20 protein-coding genes are annotated in these 17226 nt (G+C 38.5%); 12 read left to right on the top strand and 8 right to left on the bottom strand.

Annotation, left to right across the window (positions count from 1 at the left end; translation table 11 throughout):
• Positions 1-210 precede the first annotated feature (210 nt).
• Positions 211-585, top strand: a complete 375-nt coding sequence (locus Q360_RS23415; protein WP_316931531.1) for a DUF4230 domain-containing protein — start codon at positions 211-213, stop codon at positions 583-585.
• Here the strand turns inward: Q360_RS23415 and Q360_RS0114200 are convergent.
• From Q360_RS0114200 to Q360_RS23410, 3 genes are read right to left on the bottom strand one after another with little or no spacing between them, the layout of a single operon-like run.
• Positions 575-2329 carry an aromatic amino acid hydroxylase gene (locus Q360_RS0114200; protein WP_036196028.1) on the bottom strand — a complete coding sequence of 585 codons (1755 nt, stop codon included), beginning with the start codon at positions 2327-2329 and terminating at the stop codon, positions 575-577. The two genes, Q360_RS23415 and Q360_RS0114200, sit on opposite strands and share 11 nt — an antisense overlap.
• Positions 2326-2475, bottom strand: coding sequence for a DUF3291 domain-containing protein (locus Q360_RS27490; RefSeq protein ID WP_394331955.1), 150 nt, complete (start codon positions 2473-2475; stop codon positions 2326-2328). The genes Q360_RS0114200 and Q360_RS27490 overlap by 4 nt, the downstream gene beginning before the upstream one ends.
• A complete protein-coding gene (locus Q360_RS23410; RefSeq protein ID WP_027077678.1) occupies positions 2436-2798 on the bottom strand; it encodes a DUF3291 domain-containing protein in 363 nt (120 codons plus the stop codon). The genes Q360_RS27490 and Q360_RS23410 overlap by 40 nt, the downstream gene beginning before the upstream one ends.
• Positions 2799-2947: 149 nt before the next feature.
• Between Q360_RS23410 and Q360_RS0114185 the strand changes: the two genes are divergently transcribed.
• Positions 2948-3415, top strand: coding sequence for an Lrp/AsnC family transcriptional regulator (locus tag Q360_RS0114185; protein WP_027077677.1), 468 nt, complete (start codon positions 2948-2950; stop codon positions 3413-3415).
• A 58-nt stretch (positions 3416-3473) separates the two neighbouring features.
• Here Q360_RS0114185 and Q360_RS0114180 read toward each other — a convergent pair whose 3' ends face one another.
• Both Q360_RS0114180 and Q360_RS26160 read right to left on the bottom strand, forming a co-directional pair.
• Entirely contained in the window at positions 3474-4061 is a 588-nt protein-coding gene (locus Q360_RS0114180) for a DUF4136 domain-containing protein (RefSeq protein WP_027077676.1), read from the bottom strand.
• Positions 4062-4136: 75 nt separating this feature from the next.
• Positions 4137-4295, bottom strand: coding sequence for a DUF5522 domain-containing protein (locus Q360_RS26160; RefSeq protein ID WP_169734655.1), 159 nt, complete (start codon positions 4293-4295; stop codon positions 4137-4139).
• Positions 4296-4550: 255 nt separating this feature from the next.
• Between Q360_RS26160 and Q360_RS0114170 the strand changes: the two genes are divergently transcribed.
• The 10 genes from Q360_RS0114170 to acs all read left to right on the top strand — a co-directional run bounded on the left by Q360_RS0114170 (position 4551) and on the right by acs (position 13662).
• On the top strand, positions 4551-4880 hold the full coding sequence (locus Q360_RS0114170) for a hypothetical protein (protein WP_027077675.1): 330 nt from the start codon (positions 4551-4553) through the stop codon (positions 4878-4880).
• A gap of 11 nt (positions 4881-4891) precedes the next feature.
• Positions 4892-5794 carry a 1-aminocyclopropane-1-carboxylate deaminase/D-cysteine desulfhydrase gene (locus Q360_RS0114165; protein ID WP_027077674.1) on the top strand — a complete coding sequence of 301 codons (903 nt, stop codon included), beginning with the start codon at positions 4892-4894 and terminating at the stop codon, positions 5792-5794.
• The gene (locus Q360_RS0114160) at positions 5791-6642 is read left to right on the top strand and encodes a glucosaminidase domain-containing protein (RefSeq protein ID WP_027077673.1); all 852 of its coding nucleotides are present in this window, start codon (positions 5791-5793) and stop codon (positions 6640-6642) included. The genes Q360_RS0114165 and Q360_RS0114160 overlap by 4 nt, the downstream gene beginning before the upstream one ends.
• Positions 6643-6645: 3 nt before the next feature.
• Positions 6646-7926 carry a glutamate-1-semialdehyde 2,1-aminomutase gene (gene hemL, locus Q360_RS0114155; RefSeq protein WP_027077672.1) on the top strand — a complete coding sequence of 427 codons (1281 nt, stop codon included), beginning with the start codon at positions 6646-6648 and terminating at the stop codon, positions 7924-7926.
• A 238-nt stretch (positions 7927-8164) separates the two neighbouring features.
• Positions 8165-8599, top strand: a complete 435-nt coding sequence (locus Q360_RS0114150; RefSeq protein ID WP_027077671.1) for a nucleoside deaminase — start codon at positions 8165-8167, stop codon at positions 8597-8599.
• Positions 8600-8650: 51 nt separating this feature from the next.
• The gene (locus Q360_RS26725; protein WP_316931532.1) at positions 8651-8842 is read left to right on the top strand and encodes a DUF6500 family protein; all 192 of its coding nucleotides are present in this window, start codon (positions 8651-8653) and stop codon (positions 8840-8842) included.
• Between the two features lie 82 nt (positions 8843-8924).
• Positions 8925-9356: a BLUF domain-containing protein gene (locus Q360_RS23400; RefSeq protein WP_051554739.1), complete on the top strand. Its 432-nt coding sequence runs from the start codon at positions 8925-8927 to the stop codon at positions 9354-9356.
• A gap of 247 nt (positions 9357-9603) precedes the next feature.
• Entirely contained in the window at positions 9604-9864 is a 261-nt protein-coding gene (locus Q360_RS0114135) for a DUF4212 domain-containing protein (RefSeq protein WP_027077670.1), read from the top strand.
• Between the two features lie 24 nt (positions 9865-9888).
• Entirely contained in the window at positions 9889-11604 is a 1716-nt protein-coding gene (locus Q360_RS0114130; protein WP_027077669.1) for a sodium:solute symporter family protein, read from the top strand.
• Between the two features lie 150 nt (positions 11605-11754).
• Positions 11755-13662 carry an acetate--CoA ligase gene (gene acs / locus Q360_RS0114125; RefSeq protein ID WP_027077668.1) on the top strand — a complete coding sequence of 636 codons (1908 nt, stop codon included), beginning with the start codon at positions 11755-11757 and terminating at the stop codon, positions 13660-13662.
• 4 nt (positions 13663-13666) lie between these two features.
• Here the strand turns inward: acs and Q360_RS0114120 are convergent, their stop codons facing one another.
• The 3 genes from Q360_RS0114120 to Q360_RS26355 form a co-directional block, all read right to left on the bottom strand.
• Positions 13667-14326 carry a 3'-5' exonuclease gene (locus tag Q360_RS0114120; RefSeq protein ID WP_027077667.1) on the bottom strand — a complete coding sequence of 220 codons (660 nt, stop codon included), beginning with the start codon at positions 14324-14326 and terminating at the stop codon, positions 13667-13669.
• Position 14327: 1 nt separating this feature from the next.
• Positions 14328-16247 (bottom strand): DUF294 nucleotidyltransferase-like domain-containing protein, encoded by a 1920-nt coding sequence (locus Q360_RS0114115; RefSeq protein WP_027077666.1) that lies wholly within the window; start codon positions 16245-16247, stop codon positions 14328-14330.
• Positions 16248-16577: 330 nt separating this feature from the next.
• On the bottom strand, positions 16578-16718 hold the full coding sequence (locus tag Q360_RS26355; protein ID WP_211251596.1) for a hypothetical protein: 141 nt from the start codon (positions 16716-16718) through the stop codon (positions 16578-16580).
• Positions 16719-17226 lie beyond the last annotated feature (508 nt).

The raw sequence follows: 17226 nt of genomic DNA, 5'->3' as shown, positions 1-17226 counted from the left end.
AACGGCATTAGCGGTTTTTTTTGTTTTTCGGACTTGCGCTAATGACAAGGAAGCCAAGGCAATTCTGTAAGAAAACGCTATGCTGATTCAGCAACAAATAGATAACGTTTCTAAATTAATAGTTACTGAAGGCCATTTTACTGAGGTCTATAATTATATGGAATCCAAAGGACTATTTGGACCTTTGATAACCGCAGAAAAAAGGCTTTGGTGGTAGTAAATACAGATGTGTTTATTGCCTATGACCTATCTAAAATAAGCTTTGAAATAAATCAAGTTAGTAAAAAAGTGCGCATAAGCAGCATTCCCGAACCGGAGATAAAACTGAATCCCGATTTTGAATATTACAATGTAACTTCTGATTACCTGAACCCTTTTGATGCCGGAGATTACAATCAGATAAAGCGTAATGTTAAAGCCTCCCTACTTAAAAAGATAGAAACATCAACGCTAAAGACAAACGCAAAGAATAGACTGCTGAGCGAACTCCAAAAATTCTATATCTTGACGAATAGTATGGGCTGGGTATTGGTTTATGAAGATGTTCCTATTGGTAATTTTAGCGAGTTGAAACTTAAACAGTAGTGACTGAAGGCTTGTCTACTAAAGATAAACCGTTATCAATTAAATGTCTCAGTTTTGGTTGATTGTGCTTCACTTGCTCTAAATAATTTTTGATATTTAAGGCGAAATCAGCATCCCCATTGGTAATTGCCAATTCATATAATTCAACGGATAAAAGCCAATCTTGGGGAAATCGCTCCTTTATTTTTTTAAACACCTTGTTTCTTGAAATAGTGGTATTCTTCCCATCCCTAAAATCCCGTATTTGTTGGTAGTATAGCGTTATTTGATTGTCGGGGTTATCCTCTTTGTTAGCAATCGTTTTGCTTAGTTCATGGTCTAAAAGATCAAAACTGTTTATATCAGCGGGGCCGTTATAAGCAGAGACGATGTGCTCTCCAATAACCATATTGTACGGTTCCAAATTTGATTCAAACAGTATTTTTCCCTTATGTGTAACGGAACAGTTCTCAAGAGTGATGAGAATGATTTGTCCTTGTAGGTTTCTCGTCCCCGTAATTATTTTTCCACTTACATTGATGTCACCTATAAAATCTAAGGAAATAACTTCTCCTTCGTAAATATTGTACGCCTTTAAGTCTCTCGGACTCATTTCCTCAATGGCAATGTTGATGCCTTTTAGGCGGCCTATTGGTGAGCCAAATCCGGTAGTGTGTTTGTTCGTATCCTGTCCAACCAATTCTTTTTCATGAAATGCTAGAGCAGATCGGCCCACTGTCTGAAAATAAACGGGCTGTCCCTCGTGCGCTATAACATACTCGAAATTTCCCGAGACCTGTAATCCCGTACTAAGTTCTATGGTGGCTAGCTCTTTGGAATGTATCAATTTTTGGATACCCTGGAGTCCACCCGTTCGCAGGGCCATGGTATTGGTGAAATCCTCTAATACCTGATTTAGGAAAGCAAAGTCTGGCGTTACGAACAGTTGTGGCTGCGGTTTAGTAATATCAAAAGCAGTATGGGCTGCCGCTATAGAATAAGGAATTTTTATAACTTCGTCTGTCATACACCAAGCGCTTTCACCAATGGAAGATAGCAATCCAGCTCCATATATTTTCGGATTTTCTAACGAACCTATTAGCCCGTATTCCACCGTCCACCAATGTAGGTTTCTTAGGAGCGCCATTTCGCTTGGCTCGCCCATGTTTTTTTGAAGCACTTCAATATGCTTTTCGACTTTTTCTATTTCCAAAGGGTCGGTGCCTTTTGCTTCTTTAATGATAGACAAGTGACGCACCGCTTCGTAGAGTTCAAAATCCTTGGCACTGGACACAGCTTTACATCCAATTTCTCCAAAACGCCTAAGATATTCAGCATACTCTGGGTTGGCAATGATAGGTGCATGTCCTGCACCTTCGTGAATAATATCCGGAGCAGGGGTATATTCTATATGTTCTAGCTGGCGAATATCCGAAGCAATAACCAGCACATTGTACGCCTGAAACTCCATAAATGCTGCTGGCGGAATAAAGCCATCTACTGCAACGGCAGCCCATCCCAAATCCTTTAGGATACGATTCATACCGTACATGTTCGGAATGTTATCTATGGAAATTCCTGTTTTTTTTAGTCCGTCCATATATGAGCCATGTGCAACTTGGCTCAGGTAATCTACATTTTTCCGCATCACATAGCGCCAAACCGCTTGGTTCACAGCTGTATAGTCAGTATAATTTTGCGGTTTTATGTATTGTTTTAGATGCTTTGGAAGTTTGTCTAGTATGGGGTTGCTTTCGTAGTTCATGATTCGGATAATTTAACAGCGTTGCCTTGGGCGTCAAACAGGGAGCGCATAGAAAATGCTTGAGGAGTCTCCCCATACTTTTGATAGTGTTCTAATTTTTCCTTGGTTAGCTCCAAGGAGGGTACGTCGCCTGCTGGTATCCACATATAATAAATTGAGAGGGTTTCGAAAGGTCTAACCATTTTTTCTGGTTCTTAAGGAAATAACTGTGAACGGTGCCATACACAAAGTTTTTAAAAAACGCTATGCCTTCCAATACACCTATATTAATAGCTATCATTTCATCTTTGAAGGGTGATTCTATATACGATGCGGAACGCCATTCCTCGTCTATTAAGCGCCATAGTAATCCAGGACTTTCCTCTTTACGTTTATTTACCGGTTCCAAAAAATTTACAAACGCTTTCATTATTAGGTCGTTCAGCTGAGCGCTAAAAAGTGAAATATTAGCCTGTGCAAGACGGTCCATGATAAACATCGATTTCTATTAAAGGTAGTTAATAAGGGTTAGTTTTGTTTATATTGATTTAATTTCAGTGATAATTCCTATTTAATTGATAAAATGAAGGAATATAGTATAAATTGTATAGTTTAATACTACACAAAACAGGAAATAGTATGCCGGAAAACTTAGACAGTATAGACCGTCAAATATTGAAAATCTTAGAAAATGATGCAAAAACGGGTGTAAAAACGATTGCAGAGAAATTGGGACTTACCAAAACTCCTGTATATGAACGGATAAAAAGATTGGAAAAGGAGAGGTATATAAAAGGCTATGTTGCTATTTTAAACACGGATAAAATTGAAGAGAGTATCACTGTATTTAGCTTTGTTTCCCTAGAGGCTCAAAAAGGTAGCTTTATGGATGATTTTCTTTTAAGGATTCAAGAGTTGAAAGAAATAAGGGCTTGCTATGTAGTAGGAGGGGAGTTTGATTTTCTATTAAAGGTAACGGTCAAAAATTTAGATGCTTATTATAATTTTGCAAAATCCAAAATAGCCAGTCTCCCCAATATCGGTGCAGTAAAAAGCGCCTTTGTGTTGAACGAGGTCAAAAATAGCGAACATTTCCCGCTATTGTAGAAAATAAAATCCAGCTTGTATTTGAAGATACAAGCTGGATTTTACTTATGTTGTCCGCTTAGTTAGTAGCAACTCCGCTAGGCGGATATTGCTCCATAATCTGCGAAACAAATTCTTTTATGCGCTGTTCTTTCTTTTGAATATTTTTGGTATTGGCTAAAGTGCCTTCCCCTTTTCCTTGCCAAACCAGCTGTTTGCTTTGAGTATCTACCAAATCTATATATAAAGAACCTTCTGTGCTTGTACTCACGAAGTTGCCGCCTCCCCAGCCCCAACCAAGTCCGGGTCCCCAACCAAGGCCTCCCATGCCCCAGCCTCCGAAACCACCCCAGCCGCCCATGCCAAAGTTATTGTTGTAAATATCTACACGTTCCTGTTCTTTGGTGAAGATATTAATTAGGATATCTGGGCTATCAGATTTAATGAACCCTCTTGTGGACAACTCTGTCTCTATTGCTCTGAGAATTCGCTTTTTATCCAAATCTGAAATTTGGGCTTTATCTATGCCTGTTTTGTAAAAAGCATAAGAATTATAGGAACTGAAATTGGCCTTTTCATCATAATCGGATAGTACCCGCACCGCGTTACAGGAACTAAGAAATACAAGGGCAAATACAGGTAATAGGATTAATTTTAGCTTTTTCATAGACTGTTTTTTTATTAGGGGACTCTTTATTTTTCAATTAAAAGGCACCAAAAATCATGCCGAACATAATTATGTTCATTGGCTGTTTGTTTTTGGGTCATAACCATAAGGACAATGTCTACAGCCGCTTTCACAACAATAACCGCGTTTTAGATGAAATTGTTTGGTAAAAACGCGATACCCTTCATCGGTCCAATAAAAATCGCCTTCCTCAATTGGGATAATTTCTTTCATTACTTTTTAAACGTGTTGAGTAGTTCCAAATGATTCGGAGTGATAGTTCAGGAAAGGTCAATTCTCTACTTTCATTACCTTAATAACAGAAATAAAGTTACTCGTTTTCTGTTGATAACCTTATGTAGAGCGTTAATTTTATGAGTAAATTATGGTGTTATTCCGTATGTCGGGATTGTTGGCAAGAAAAACGAGTATGTTTTTCGGTCAAAAATTTAACAATTATCTTTGTTTCAATAGATGAAGCAATTGCCTATGATATTGGTTTTTAAACATTTCTTTTATAAAAACTATGTAGGGCTCTCTTTGTGGCCATTTATTTTTCTAAAGAGTGATGCGTTTAAAGAGGACACCGTTCTTATCAATCACGAGAAAATTCATTTAAGGCAACAAGAAGAATTACTTATCCTACCCTTTTACATACTTTATATTTCAGAATGGTTGCTTCGAAGTATTTGGTATTTGGACAGTTACCGTGCTTACCAGAATATTAGCTTTGAGCGCGAAGCCTATAGTAACGAGAGCCAATCAGATTACCTTTCCCAACGTAAATCGTTCAGCTTTATTAAATACCTTTGTGGCTGAATTCATTAAATTTGCAGAGTATAAATCAATATCTACAGCTTCCTATCCTCGAGGAAAAAAATATCATCCTAGCTTTAAAGCGAGAGGATTTACTGCATCCATTCATATCCGGAAATAAATATCGAAAATTAAAGTACAATTTAAAAGCTGCCCGAGAAAAAGGATGTAGCACACTACTTACTTTTGGAGGAGCTTTTTCAAACCATATCGCAGCTGTTGCTTTTGCCGGTAGGGAACGAGGAATTAAAACCATTGGCGTAATTAGGGGAGAAGAGCTTCAAGATAACTGGCATCAAAATCCAACTTTAGCACAAGCATACGAAAATGGGATGCGGTTTAAATTTGTAAGCAGACAAGCTTACAAGGAAAAGGATAATACAGAATTTATCACGCAATTAAAAAAGCAATACGGAGACTTTTATTTAATTCCAGAGGGTGGCACCAACCCTTTGGCAGTGAAAGGCTGTGAAGAAATTTTGGTAGCGCAGGACTCAGAATTTGATGTCATCTGTACCTGTGTTGGCACTGGTGGAACCGTAGGCGGTCTCATCAATTCCTCTCATCAACACCAACAAGTGTTGGGCTTTTCTGCCTTAAAAGGGAGTTTTATAAAGGAAACTATTAGCCAAATTACCATAAAGAAGAATTGGAGATTGATCACAGAATATCACTTTGGCGGTTATGCTAAAATTACGAATGAATTAGTGGTGTTTATTAATAATTTTAAGGCAGAAACCGGTATTCCCTTAGATCCCATTTATACTGGAAAAATGCTATTTGGGTTGTACCATATGATTAAGAATGATAATTTTGCTGAAGGCACGAAGATTTTGGCTGTGCATACAGGCGGAATTCAAGGAATTGAGGGAATGAATACGGTGCTAAAAAAGAAAAATTTACCTTTGTTAGAATGATAAATAACAGAATTCTACTCTTGCTGCTAGTCTTAAGCGTCTCTTTTACAGGTTGTAAATCTAAAAAAGCGTACACGGACTCTATGAGGACCAAAAATGTACTTACCGAGCGTCAGAAGACAAAATCTAGTTCTAAAGCCCCGAAGGCTGAGAGTAAAGTAGATTTACCCCAAGATACAGGTAAGTTTGTCATTTTTAAAATTGAAGATATACCTGACTATATTACAACCTTTTCTGAAATTGCTCAATTGGAAATGAAGGCTTATGGTATTCCTGCGAGTATTACGCTAGCACAAGGACTTTTGGAAAGCGGCTTTGGAAACGGCGAATTGGCCAGGAAAACCAACAACCATTTTGGTATTAAATGCCATACGGGTTGGCAGGGCGATTACGATTTTCATGACGACGATGCAAAAGGGGAGTGCTTTAGAAAGTATAATCATCCTATGTATTCGTATAGAGACCACAGTATTTTTCTTTCTACTCGCGGTAGATATGCCTTTTTGTTTGATTATGATACTACGGATTATAAAAACTGGGCAAAAGGACTGCGCAAAGCAGGCTATGCAACCGATAAAAAATACCCACAAAAGCTTATTTACCTCATCGAAAAACATCAATTAGACCAATATGATACTAGAGTTTCCAAATCGGTCTATAAAAAAAATATGCCTGTTATTGCAGAAAAAAAAGCGGTCCATGTCGTTAGAAAAGGAGATACCTTGTATTCCCTCTCCAAGCGATATTATGTTTCTATTGACGCGTTAATGAAATTGAACAAACTGAGGGATGCCAATCTTTCTGTAGGTCAAAAGTTGATGGTCAAAACGACCCAAATGAAAAAGTAATTCATGATATACAAAAGAAGTAGTGCCCTGTTTGCAGAGGCTAAAAAATATATACCTGGTGGTGTCAACTCACCAGTAAGAGCTTTTAAAGCTGTAGGTGGAGACCCTATTTTTGTAAAAGAAGCAAAAGGAGCCTACTTATATGATGAAGATGGGAACAAGCTAATTGATTATATAGCGTCTTGGGGTCCTATGATTTTAGGTCACGCTTATGAACCGGTTATAACAGCTATTATAGACAAGGCCAAAAAGGGGACTTCTTTTGGAATGCCTACCGAGATTGAAAGTGAGTTGGCAAAGTTGGCGGTATCTATGGTGCCAAATATTGACAAGATACGTTTTGTAAATAGCGGTACGGAGGCTTGCATGAGCGCAGTACGTTTGGCGCGTGGCTATACAGGAAAAGATAAAATCATAAAATTCGCCGGATGCTATCACGGGCATTCAGATTCCTTTTTAATACAGGCGGGTAGTGGCGCAGTAACTTTTGGTAGTCCTAATAGTCCGGGTGTTACGCAAGGTACTGCGAAAGATACCTTGTTGGCAGGGTATAATAACCTTGAAGAGGTGAACGCCTTGGTAAACGCTAACAAAGGCGAGATTGCAGCTATAATAATTGAGCCGGTAGCAGGAAATATGGGTTGTATTGTACCAACAGATGCTTTTATAAAAGGCCTAAGAGAATTATGCACGGCGGAACGTATTCTACTAATTTTTGACGAAGTCATGACTGGTTTTCGATTAGGAAAAGGCGGCGCGCAAGAAGCCTTGGGTGTTGCTGCAGATATGGTGACTTTTGGTAAGGTCATCGGTGGCGGATTACCTGTGGGTGCTTTTGCCGCAAAGGAAGAAATTATGAATCATCTGGCACCGGACGGCCCGGTGTATCAAGCAGGAACCTTAAGTGGAAACCCTTTAGCAATGAGTGCTGGTCTTGCCATGTTGACGGAGCTTAATACCAATCCAGAAATTTTTGATAGTCTCGCGAAAAAAACAGCTTTTTTACACGAAGGTATTGGTAAAGCCTTGGAGAAAAAAGGAGTCCCGCATCAAATTAATCGTTTTGGTAGTATGATTTCAGTGCACTTTACGGACGAACCTGTAGTAGATTTTGCATCTTCCGTAAAGGGAAATAACGAACGTTTCAATACCTATTTCCACGGGATGCTAAATCAAGGAATATACCTGCCTCCATCTGCTTTTGAAAGCTATTTTCTTAATGATGCATTAAGCTATGCTGATTTAGAAGAGACCATTGCCGCTGTTGAGAAGGTGACGTTCTAGAATATAGTATCATTTGTAACTCTCAGTAAGGCTTTATATCATAAAATTAAAAGTGAAGATTACATAGTGTAATGGTTATATTTTAAATAGCTACGATTACACTTTGTCATGAGACTAACCACTATATCAGCCGTTCAAATACTCGAAATAGTGTTGATTTTAGTCCATGTATTAGCCGGTTATAGCAGGAACATAGGTTGTATTTTGGAAAGCTAAAATTTCATTAAAGAATAAATAAATGCATGAAAGTTATTTAAGAAGAGCTATTAATAAAGCCAAGGAAGGAAGAGTTTCAAAAGAGGGAGGTTCATTTGGCGCATTAATAGTTAGGGACAACGAAGTTATCTGCGAGGTACATAACTTAGTTAGGGGAAGAGATGACTTAACCCAACATGCGGAGCTGCTCGCCATTCAGGTAGCATGCAGTCAAATAGGTAGGGATAACCTTAAAGATTGTATCTTGTATACAAGTTGTGAACCTTGTATGATGTGCCTTGGAGCATGTCATTGGGCAAAATTCAAAGAAATCTTCTATGGTGCATCCGCTGAGGACGCTCAAAAATTTGGCTTCACTTATTCCAAATCATTTTTTAATATAGATTCCAAATTGCGTCATACCGAGTTTAGAATGACCCAATTGCTCCGAGACGAGGCTTTGGATGTCTGGAAATAGGTGAAGGGGGTACCTTAAAATACAAGGATGAATAAAGAGATATGAGAAAGAATTATCGAAGTTTGTGACCGTAAAATTTCATCAAAAGGCGAAAATGTATGGCTGTCATGCTACGCTTTTTTTAAGAATAAAAATGATAATCCTGAACTTTTAATGGAGGTTGCCAACTGGTGGATTATGGAAAATAAGCTAGACCATTTTGAGAAAGCGATTAAGATTAAAGAACTGATAAAGTTCAAATAAAGATTATTTTAGAATTTGAGAATTAATGATTTACTAAATTTATCATGAAGGCATCTTTATATTGTTATATTTACTTACGTATATGTTTAACCTTGTCTACAGGTCTTTAGCGAGCCCAACTACAGAGCAACCAGACGTAGAAGACATATTAAAACGCGCAAGGCGGTTTAATATTGATAACGAGATTACAGGGTGTTTGGTGTATCATAAAGGCTTATTTATACAGTATTTAGAAGGAAATAAAAACATCGTATTAGAATTGTACAGTCGGATTGAGAAGGACGTTCGCCATACAGAGGTGACACTTCTATCTAGTGGCTATATTTATTCACGGGAGTTTGATAATTGGAGCATGGGATATCAGAATATCATTATAGCTAAGAATCAATTTAAATATCTTGACTTCATGGTACATCCGTTAATAGATATTCCAGATATACCCGTTGTTCCTAATCTTACATCCAAAAGATTTTGGGTAGCTGTAAAAAAAATAATTAATGGTAATGATTCTTAATCTCTAAGTTTAAATAAAAAAATTAGTCTTTAGCCTAAGGAAAGGTATGACCACTTCTTGTTTGTAAAGCCTCAGTTGACAAGAACTTATTTTCTCATCTTAATGTAAATATTGGAATAGCTTTTACAATCGTAATTTTAAGAGTATTTTTAAATAATTTACAAACCAATAACCAATAACCAATAACCAATAACCAATAACCAATAACCAATAACCAATAACCAATATCCAATAACCAATAACCAATATGTCAGAAAAACAAAAAAAGGCTTCGGCCTACTGGAAAGAGAATGTTAGGTATCTCTTTATTCTTCTAGCTATTTGGTTCGGGGTCTCCTATGGTGCGGGAATCATGTTTAAGGATGCGTTGAATACGATTAGTTTAGGAGGTTTTAAACTTGGTTTTTGGTTCGCACAACAGGGAAGCATTTATGTATTTGTCATCTTAATTTTTGTCTACGTTCGATTAATGAACAAATTGGATAAAAAATACGGCTACGACGAATAACAACCAACCATTAAAACCAATACTATGAATGATGTTCAGATTTGGACCTACGTCCTTGTCGCTTTAACATTTAGTCTTTATATCGGAATCGCAATTTGGTCCCGTGCGGGTTCTACCAAAGAATTCTATGTTGCCGGTGGCGGCGTTTCCCCTTTAGCGAATGCCATGGCTACGGCAGCAGATTGGATGTCGGCCGCCTCCTTTATTTCCATGGCAGGTATCATTTCCTTTGCAGGATATGACGGTTCTGTTTATTTAATGGGATGGACCGGTGGGTATGTGCTGCTTGCTTTGTTGCTCGCCCCTTACCTACGAAAGTTTGGAAAATTTACGGTACCCGATTTTATAGGGGATCGTTATTATTCCAATTCTGCTAGGATGGTGGCTGTTTTTTGTGCGCTTTTAGTCTCCTTTACTTATGTGGCGGGACAAATGCGTGGTGTGGGTGTGGTTTTCTCTAGGTTCTTGGAAGTTGATATTAATACCGGCGTTATTATAGGGATGGTTATTGTTTTGTTTTATGCAGTTTTAGGAGGGATGAAAGGCATTACCTATACCCAAGTTGCCCAATATTGTGTATTGATATTTGCTTTTATGGTGCCTGCGATTTTTATATCGATACAAATGACGGGTAATCCTATACCACAATTAGGAATGGGTGGTACCGTGAATGATGGTTCTGGAATGTATTTGTTGGAAAAACTTAACGGACTTTCAACAGAACTTGGTTTTTCAGAATATACATCAGGCTCTAAAAGTTTGGTAGATGTGTTTGCCATTACCTTGGCCCTTATGGTGGGTACCGCTGGTTTGCCCCATGTGATTGTCCGTTTTTTTACGGTTAAGAAGGTAAAAGATGCGCGTAAATCTGCAGGGATGGCCTTGCTGTTAATAGCTGTGTTATACACTACGGCACCAGCGGTGGCAGTATTTGCTAGAACCAACATGATTGAGACGGTTAGCAATAAAGAATATGATACCATGCCTGATTGGTTTAAAAACTGGGAAGGAACCGGGTTATTAGCTTTTGATGATAAAAACAAAGACGGTAAGATTCAGTATGTTGCTGACGTCAGCAAGAACGAACTTACGGTTGATCCTGATATTATGGTATTGGCAAATCCTGAAATAGCAAATTTGCCGGCATGGGTGATAGCACTAGTGGCTGCTGGTAGTTTGGCCGCTGCTTTGTCTACGGCAGCAGGATTGTTATTAGTGATATCGGCATCCGTGTCGCATGATTTAGTGAAGAAAATCTTTGTTCCAAATATCTCCGAAAAAGGAGAGTTATGGGCTGCCCGTGGTGCGGCTACCGTAGGAGTTGTTATCGCAGGCTATTTTGGTATAAACCCTCCCGGTTTCGTAGCTGCCGTGGTGGCGCTTGCCTTTGGTTTGGCGGCCGCATCATTTTTCCCAGCTATTGTTTTGGGAATTTTCTATAAAAAAATGAATAAAGAGGGTGCTGTTTCTGGCATGGTGGTGGGTATTCTATTGATGCTTTTTTATATGTTGAAATTCAAATTTGGTATTTTTGACGGAGGAAAAGAAGCGGTTTCTGGCCTGCAAGAATATTGGTGGTTTGGTATTTCGCCAGAAGGATTTGGTTCTATAGCCATGGTAGTCAATTTTATAGTTGCCTTGGTTGTAAACAAGTTTACTCCAGAACCACCTTTAGAAGTGCAAGAGATTGTAGAAAATATTAGAATACCTAGTGGCGCTGGCGATGCTTCGTCTCATTAGTGATTCCTGATGGGTAACTGGTCGAAAAGAAAGGTTTTTCGTTTAGAAATTCGATTCTTTTGTAATTATATTTGAAATAATCATTTGACTTTTGATAGCAATCTAAAAATCAGTGTGTCGTATTGAACGTTAATTAAAAACCGGACTTACATGAGCAATTACCATATCAAACATTTTGAGGAGTACTATCAAGTATATCGTAAATCAGTTAGAAACCCTGAAAGTTTTTGGGATGAGATAGCTGAAGAACATTTTGTATGGCGCAAGAAATGGGACAAGGTATTGGATTGGGATTTTTCTAAGCCCGAAATAAAATGGTTCGAGGGTGCTAAATTAAATATTACGGAAAACTGTATAGACAGGCATTTAAATATACGAGGAGATAAAACGGCCATCCTTTTCGAGCCAAATAACCCAGATGAAGACGCTCAACATATTACATACAATGAGCTAAAGGAGCGCGTTTGTAAAATGGCGAATGTACTTAGTGATAAGGGGATTAAGAAGGGAGACCGAGTTGTGATTTATTTACCCATGATACCAGAATTGGCTATCTCGCTTTTGGCCTGTGCAAGAATCGGTGCCGTGCATTCTGTAGTTTTTGCTGGCTTTTCTTCTACTGCGGTTGCTACTAGAGTCAACGATTGTGGTGCGAAAATGGTTATTACCTCCGATGGTTCTTACCGAGGTAAGAAAATAATAGATTTAAAAGGTATTGTAGACGATGCTATGGATGCTTGTCCGGATGTCGAAAACGTGCTCGTAGTTAAGCGGACAAATTCGGATCTCTATATGAAAGAAGGTAGGGACGAATGGATGGCGCCTTTAATGGAAGAAGCTTATGCTGATTACCCTCCGGAGGTTATGGATGCCGAAGACCCACTTTTTATCTTATATACGTCCGGTTCTACGGGTAAACCTAAGGGAATGGTGCATACCACAGCAGGGTATATGGTGTATACTGCTTATACCTTCAAAAATGTTTTTCAGTATCATGAAAATGATATTTACTGGTGTACTGCAGATATAGGATGGATAACGGGTCATTCCTATATTGTTTACGGACCCCTAGCAAATGGAGCAACTACCGTCATGTTCGAGGGTGTTCCTTCTTATCCCGATTTTGGTCGTTTTTGGGATGTAGTTCAAAAGCATAAGGTCACCCAGTTTTATACCGCTCCAACTGCTATTAGAGCCTTGGCTAAGGAAAATCTTGATTTTGTAACAAACCATGACCTTTCTAGCCTAAAAGTATTAGGTACTGTAGGGGAGCCCATAAACGAAGAGGCCTGGCATTGGTATAATGACCATGTAGGTGACAAAAAATGTCCAATCGTAGATACGTGGTGGCAGACGGAGACAGGCGGAATCTTAATTTCTCCTATACCCTTTTCAACCCCAACAAAACCAACCTATGCTACATTGCCTTTACCCGGAATACAACCTGCGTTAATGGACGAGAATGGTAAAGAAATCACAGGGAATCAGGTAGATGGCAGGTTATGTATCAAATTCCCATGGCCCGCTATGGCTCGCACTATTTGGGGAAACCATCAGCGCTATAAAGAAACGTATTTCTCAGCTTTTAAGGATATGTATTTTACTGGTGATGGTGCTCTTAGGGATGAGGTGGGTTATTACCGTATTACGGGTCGCGTAGATGATGTTATCATCGTTTCCGGTCATAATTTGGGTACAGCACCTATTGAGGATGCCATTAATGAACACCCTGCGGTGGCAGAATCTGCTATTGTAGGTTTTCCTCATGATATCAAAGGGAATGCGCTATATGGTTATGTGATTTTAAAGGAAACAGGCGAGTCCCGTGACCGAGACAACTTAAAGAAAGAAATTAACCAAGTAATTACAGAGCATATTGGGCCTATTGCCAAGTTGGATAAAATTCAATTTGTTCCTGGACTTCCTAAAACAAGAAGTGGAAAAATTATGCGACGGATTTTAAGAAAAATAGCGTCAAAGGATACCAGTAATCTTGGGGATACTTCTACATTATTGAATCCAGAAGTAGTACAGCAGATTATAGATGAAGCTTTGTAATGAATTAGTAAAAATTAAAAAGCCCGTCACGCTTCAACAAATCGTTGAGTGTGGTGGGCTTTAGTTTTTCTAAAATATGTAGAAATGCTATTGCAGTTATATAGGCATCGCCTAGGGCTGTGTGGCGGTCTTTTTTAGAAATGTCATAGATTTTAGCCAAATCGTCTAAGGTGATATGGGATTCTAACTCCTCTTTTTTTAGTTTAGTTACCGTTTTAAAGTATAAGCTAGCCGTATCGAGGGATTTGTTTTTAAGCTTGGGTAGGCCGTTTCGTTTGAGTGCATTATTAATCATAGCAACATCATAAACCGTATGGTGCGCCACTAAAACACTATTTTTAAGGGTTTCAAGAATTCTTTTTAAGGCTTGTAGTTCGGTGATTCTTTTCGTTGAACCTCGCTTTAATATTCCATGAATCTTAACCGTTTCGGCGTTGTAGTGTTCTTGTTCAACAAAAAGCTCAAAAGCCTGTTTAGGTGGTATTGTTTGCTGTTGAAGGACCAAGGCGCCGATACTTAAAATTCGGTCTTCTTTTACATTAAACCCTGTCGTTTCTGTATCCAAGACCACAAATTTGTTGTCTTGAACCAAATTGGGTAATCCGTTGTCAAACGAATCTGCGTATTTGTTCCAAAAGTCGGGATAGGTCTTTTTTTTAAACATATCAGCGTACAATAGCGGTCATAAAACGTACGGATAGTACTTCCTGAATATCCTTGACAGATGAAAAGGTTCGCTTTAGTTTCATACGTTCTTCCTTATTTAGTTGTTCTAAGGAAATAAAACGACCAGAATCGTTGTGTAATAAACCTTGGCGCGTTCTGAATTTCAATAGTGCTTTACTTGAGTAGGAGCAAGCAAGGTATAATTCAGCATTGTTAGGTTCCAAAAGGGCTAGTTTTTCGTAGCGTTGCCACGTGTTGTTTATTCCTTTTATGTGATGGGATAGAATTAGTACTCTAGCAGCGTCTATCAAGGGCATTAAGGCCCGACGTTTCAAATCAAAAAAGTCTTTATGAAGGCCGTCTTGTTCCACTAAAAATTTTCTAAAGAAGCCAGATGGTGAAGGATTCTGTAAGGCTCCACTGGCCAAATGGGTCAAGAAAATGGGATAGCTTTCTACGGTTTTAAATATATGGGATGCTAATTCATCAGTAAGTTCTTTGCTGCCATAGGCTAGGTTGTAATCAAAGAAAATGGAGGATAAAAGCACCTCGTCTGGCCCAGGATTAGTAATCCATTTAGTGGTAGTCTCTTTAAATTCATCAACACTCAAACACCATTTAGGATTGGAGGCCATCATATCCGCAGGGCAATAAGCATATCCTATTTCGTGGAGGCCATTTGTAATTAATTTTGCTAACCGTAAAAAGTACGTACGCGTTTCTTCTAAGTTATTTTCTGTAACCGTTGCAAATACCAAGGCATTGTCTTGATCGGTATGCAGTAGCTGCTCACTTCTTCCTTGGCTTCCCATGGCCAACCAGGCGAATTCAACAGGAGGAGGGGTGTCCATCTGTTTTAAGGAGAGTCGAATCACCTGTTTGGCGCACGCATCGTTGAGTTCGGAAATTATTTTCGAAGTAAGGCTCATGGGGATGTTTTGTTCCAGATATCCTTTCAATAAGTTCATAACACCTTTTCTAATGGCCTTTAGCTCATCTACCTGCGTACAGCGTTTTGTTGCTTTGACCAAAACTGCTGGGTTATTACCCAAGGAAAGCATGACATCGTGTTTGGAAAGGATTCCGATGGCATTTGTGTTGGGTGTGCCATCCTCGGTGAGTACCAAGTGACTGATGCCGCTTTTCATCATAGCCATTTGTGCTTGGGTAATCGTCAAATTACTGGGATAGGTAATTACAGGGCTGGACATAATCGCTTTAGCTTTAGCCGTTATAGGAACGATACCCGTGACCACTTTATTTCGAAAATCCTTATCGGTTATTATGCCGAAGGGAAGGCCTTCCTTTTCTATCAGTATGGCGCCAATATTCTTTTTAGACATTTTTTTGGCAAGGGTCTGTATTCTTGTGCTAGGTTTACAACTTATTATCTTTGAGCTGTATTCCACCTGCTGTACGTCTAATAATCTAGAACCTGAGTTGTTCGGATTAAATTGCGCGGTATCTCCTAATAGTTGGCCTTTATGTGTATTGGAGTATGGGTTTCTGGTGTTAGATGCAAAACTTTCCACTAAAAAATTCCCGATCTCAACGTACTCTTTAACAATAGGTTTAAAAAGTGTTATGGGGATGGCATAGAGAATACTTTCTTCTTGAGCCTTGGCTTCGAGTCTGTAATTCTCGTTCGCCATTAGCGGTCGTAACCCAAAAATATCACCTTCATCACAAATATCTAAAACAATACCATCCTCTTGGCGAATAAGCCCGATAGCTCCTTTATGTACCACATAAAAAAAGAGATGTGGGGCAGAATTTCGTTTAAAAACAATAGTATTTTTTTCCTTGTAAACTATGGTTATTTCTGGTGTAAAAGTTTGAAGTTCCTCCATTGGTAGATAGGAAAATGGGGGGTATTTCTTAAGGAAATCGGCAATTCTATCCGAAATGGTATTTTGCATACCTCAAAATAATCAATTAAGGGTTAGTACTAAAATTTTCCCGCTGCTATATGCATGAGCTATTAGGTTTGGCTGCATATTGAACGCGATAAAGGTTGATGAGGTTTTACCTTCTATTACTCTTGCTATTTAGAACAAATATTGCGTGTTAAACTGCTGCACTATGCGAAAAAGAAAGCCACGTTCATATGAACGTGGCTCTACTTATTCTGTTTTGTTCTTCGAAGGTTTAGCGTTTCGATTTTCTATGTCCACGACCTTTTTTTCCTTCCTGTCTTTTGTCTTGTGTTTTTTCCCATTTACTAAACTGTTCGTCCGTTACTAGTTTTTTCATCTCTGCTTTTGAGCTATCATATGATCAAGCTGCTCGTTTTGTATGGTAAATCGTTCTTCCTTTGTTGGTCTGGTGTCTTCGTCTCTTTTTGCTTTCCGTTGCCCCAGTATAGTTTTCCTTAGTTTTGTATTGGCCAACAGTATCGGTTCAACTTCTTTTTGTTGGTTTTGATTTACTCTAAAACCAAAGTCATTAGTTTTGTTTGTAGAGTAACTATTTGTTTCGGATTTAAATCTTTCATTCCGTTTCGTTCGCCTTCATGTCTTTGAGCTGTTAACTAAACGCCTGATAACAATACTAAGATAAGTGCTAATTTTTTCATGTCTTTATATTTTAATGATTTGCTCCTAGGACTTTTAATTTCCCTAAAGGTTTAAAGCACGTTTCCTATTTTAGGGAAGCTTTAACGAAGGAGCAACAGACATAAAACAAAAAAGCCTGGCTATTAGCCACGCTTCAAATAAGGGATGCAAGTAGGTTATTAATTAATAGTCTGATGTTGTAAGTCTTCTGAGTGTGTTTCTGCAACTTGATTCGCTTGAGTTAATTCTATTTTTTTAGATAACTCTCGGGTATTTTCTTCTACGGTTGTGTTATATAATACCGATGCAAAAACGAAACAACTTAGGTAGATTAAACTTTTGA

This window comes from Maribacter antarcticus DSM 21422 (assembly GCF_000621125.1).
GTDB lineage: Bacteria > Bacteroidota > Bacteroidia > Flavobacteriales > Flavobacteriaceae > Maribacter > Maribacter antarcticus.
Note: the sequence above shows the minus strand (reverse complement) of the source record. Positions and strands in the feature narration are given on the sequence as shown.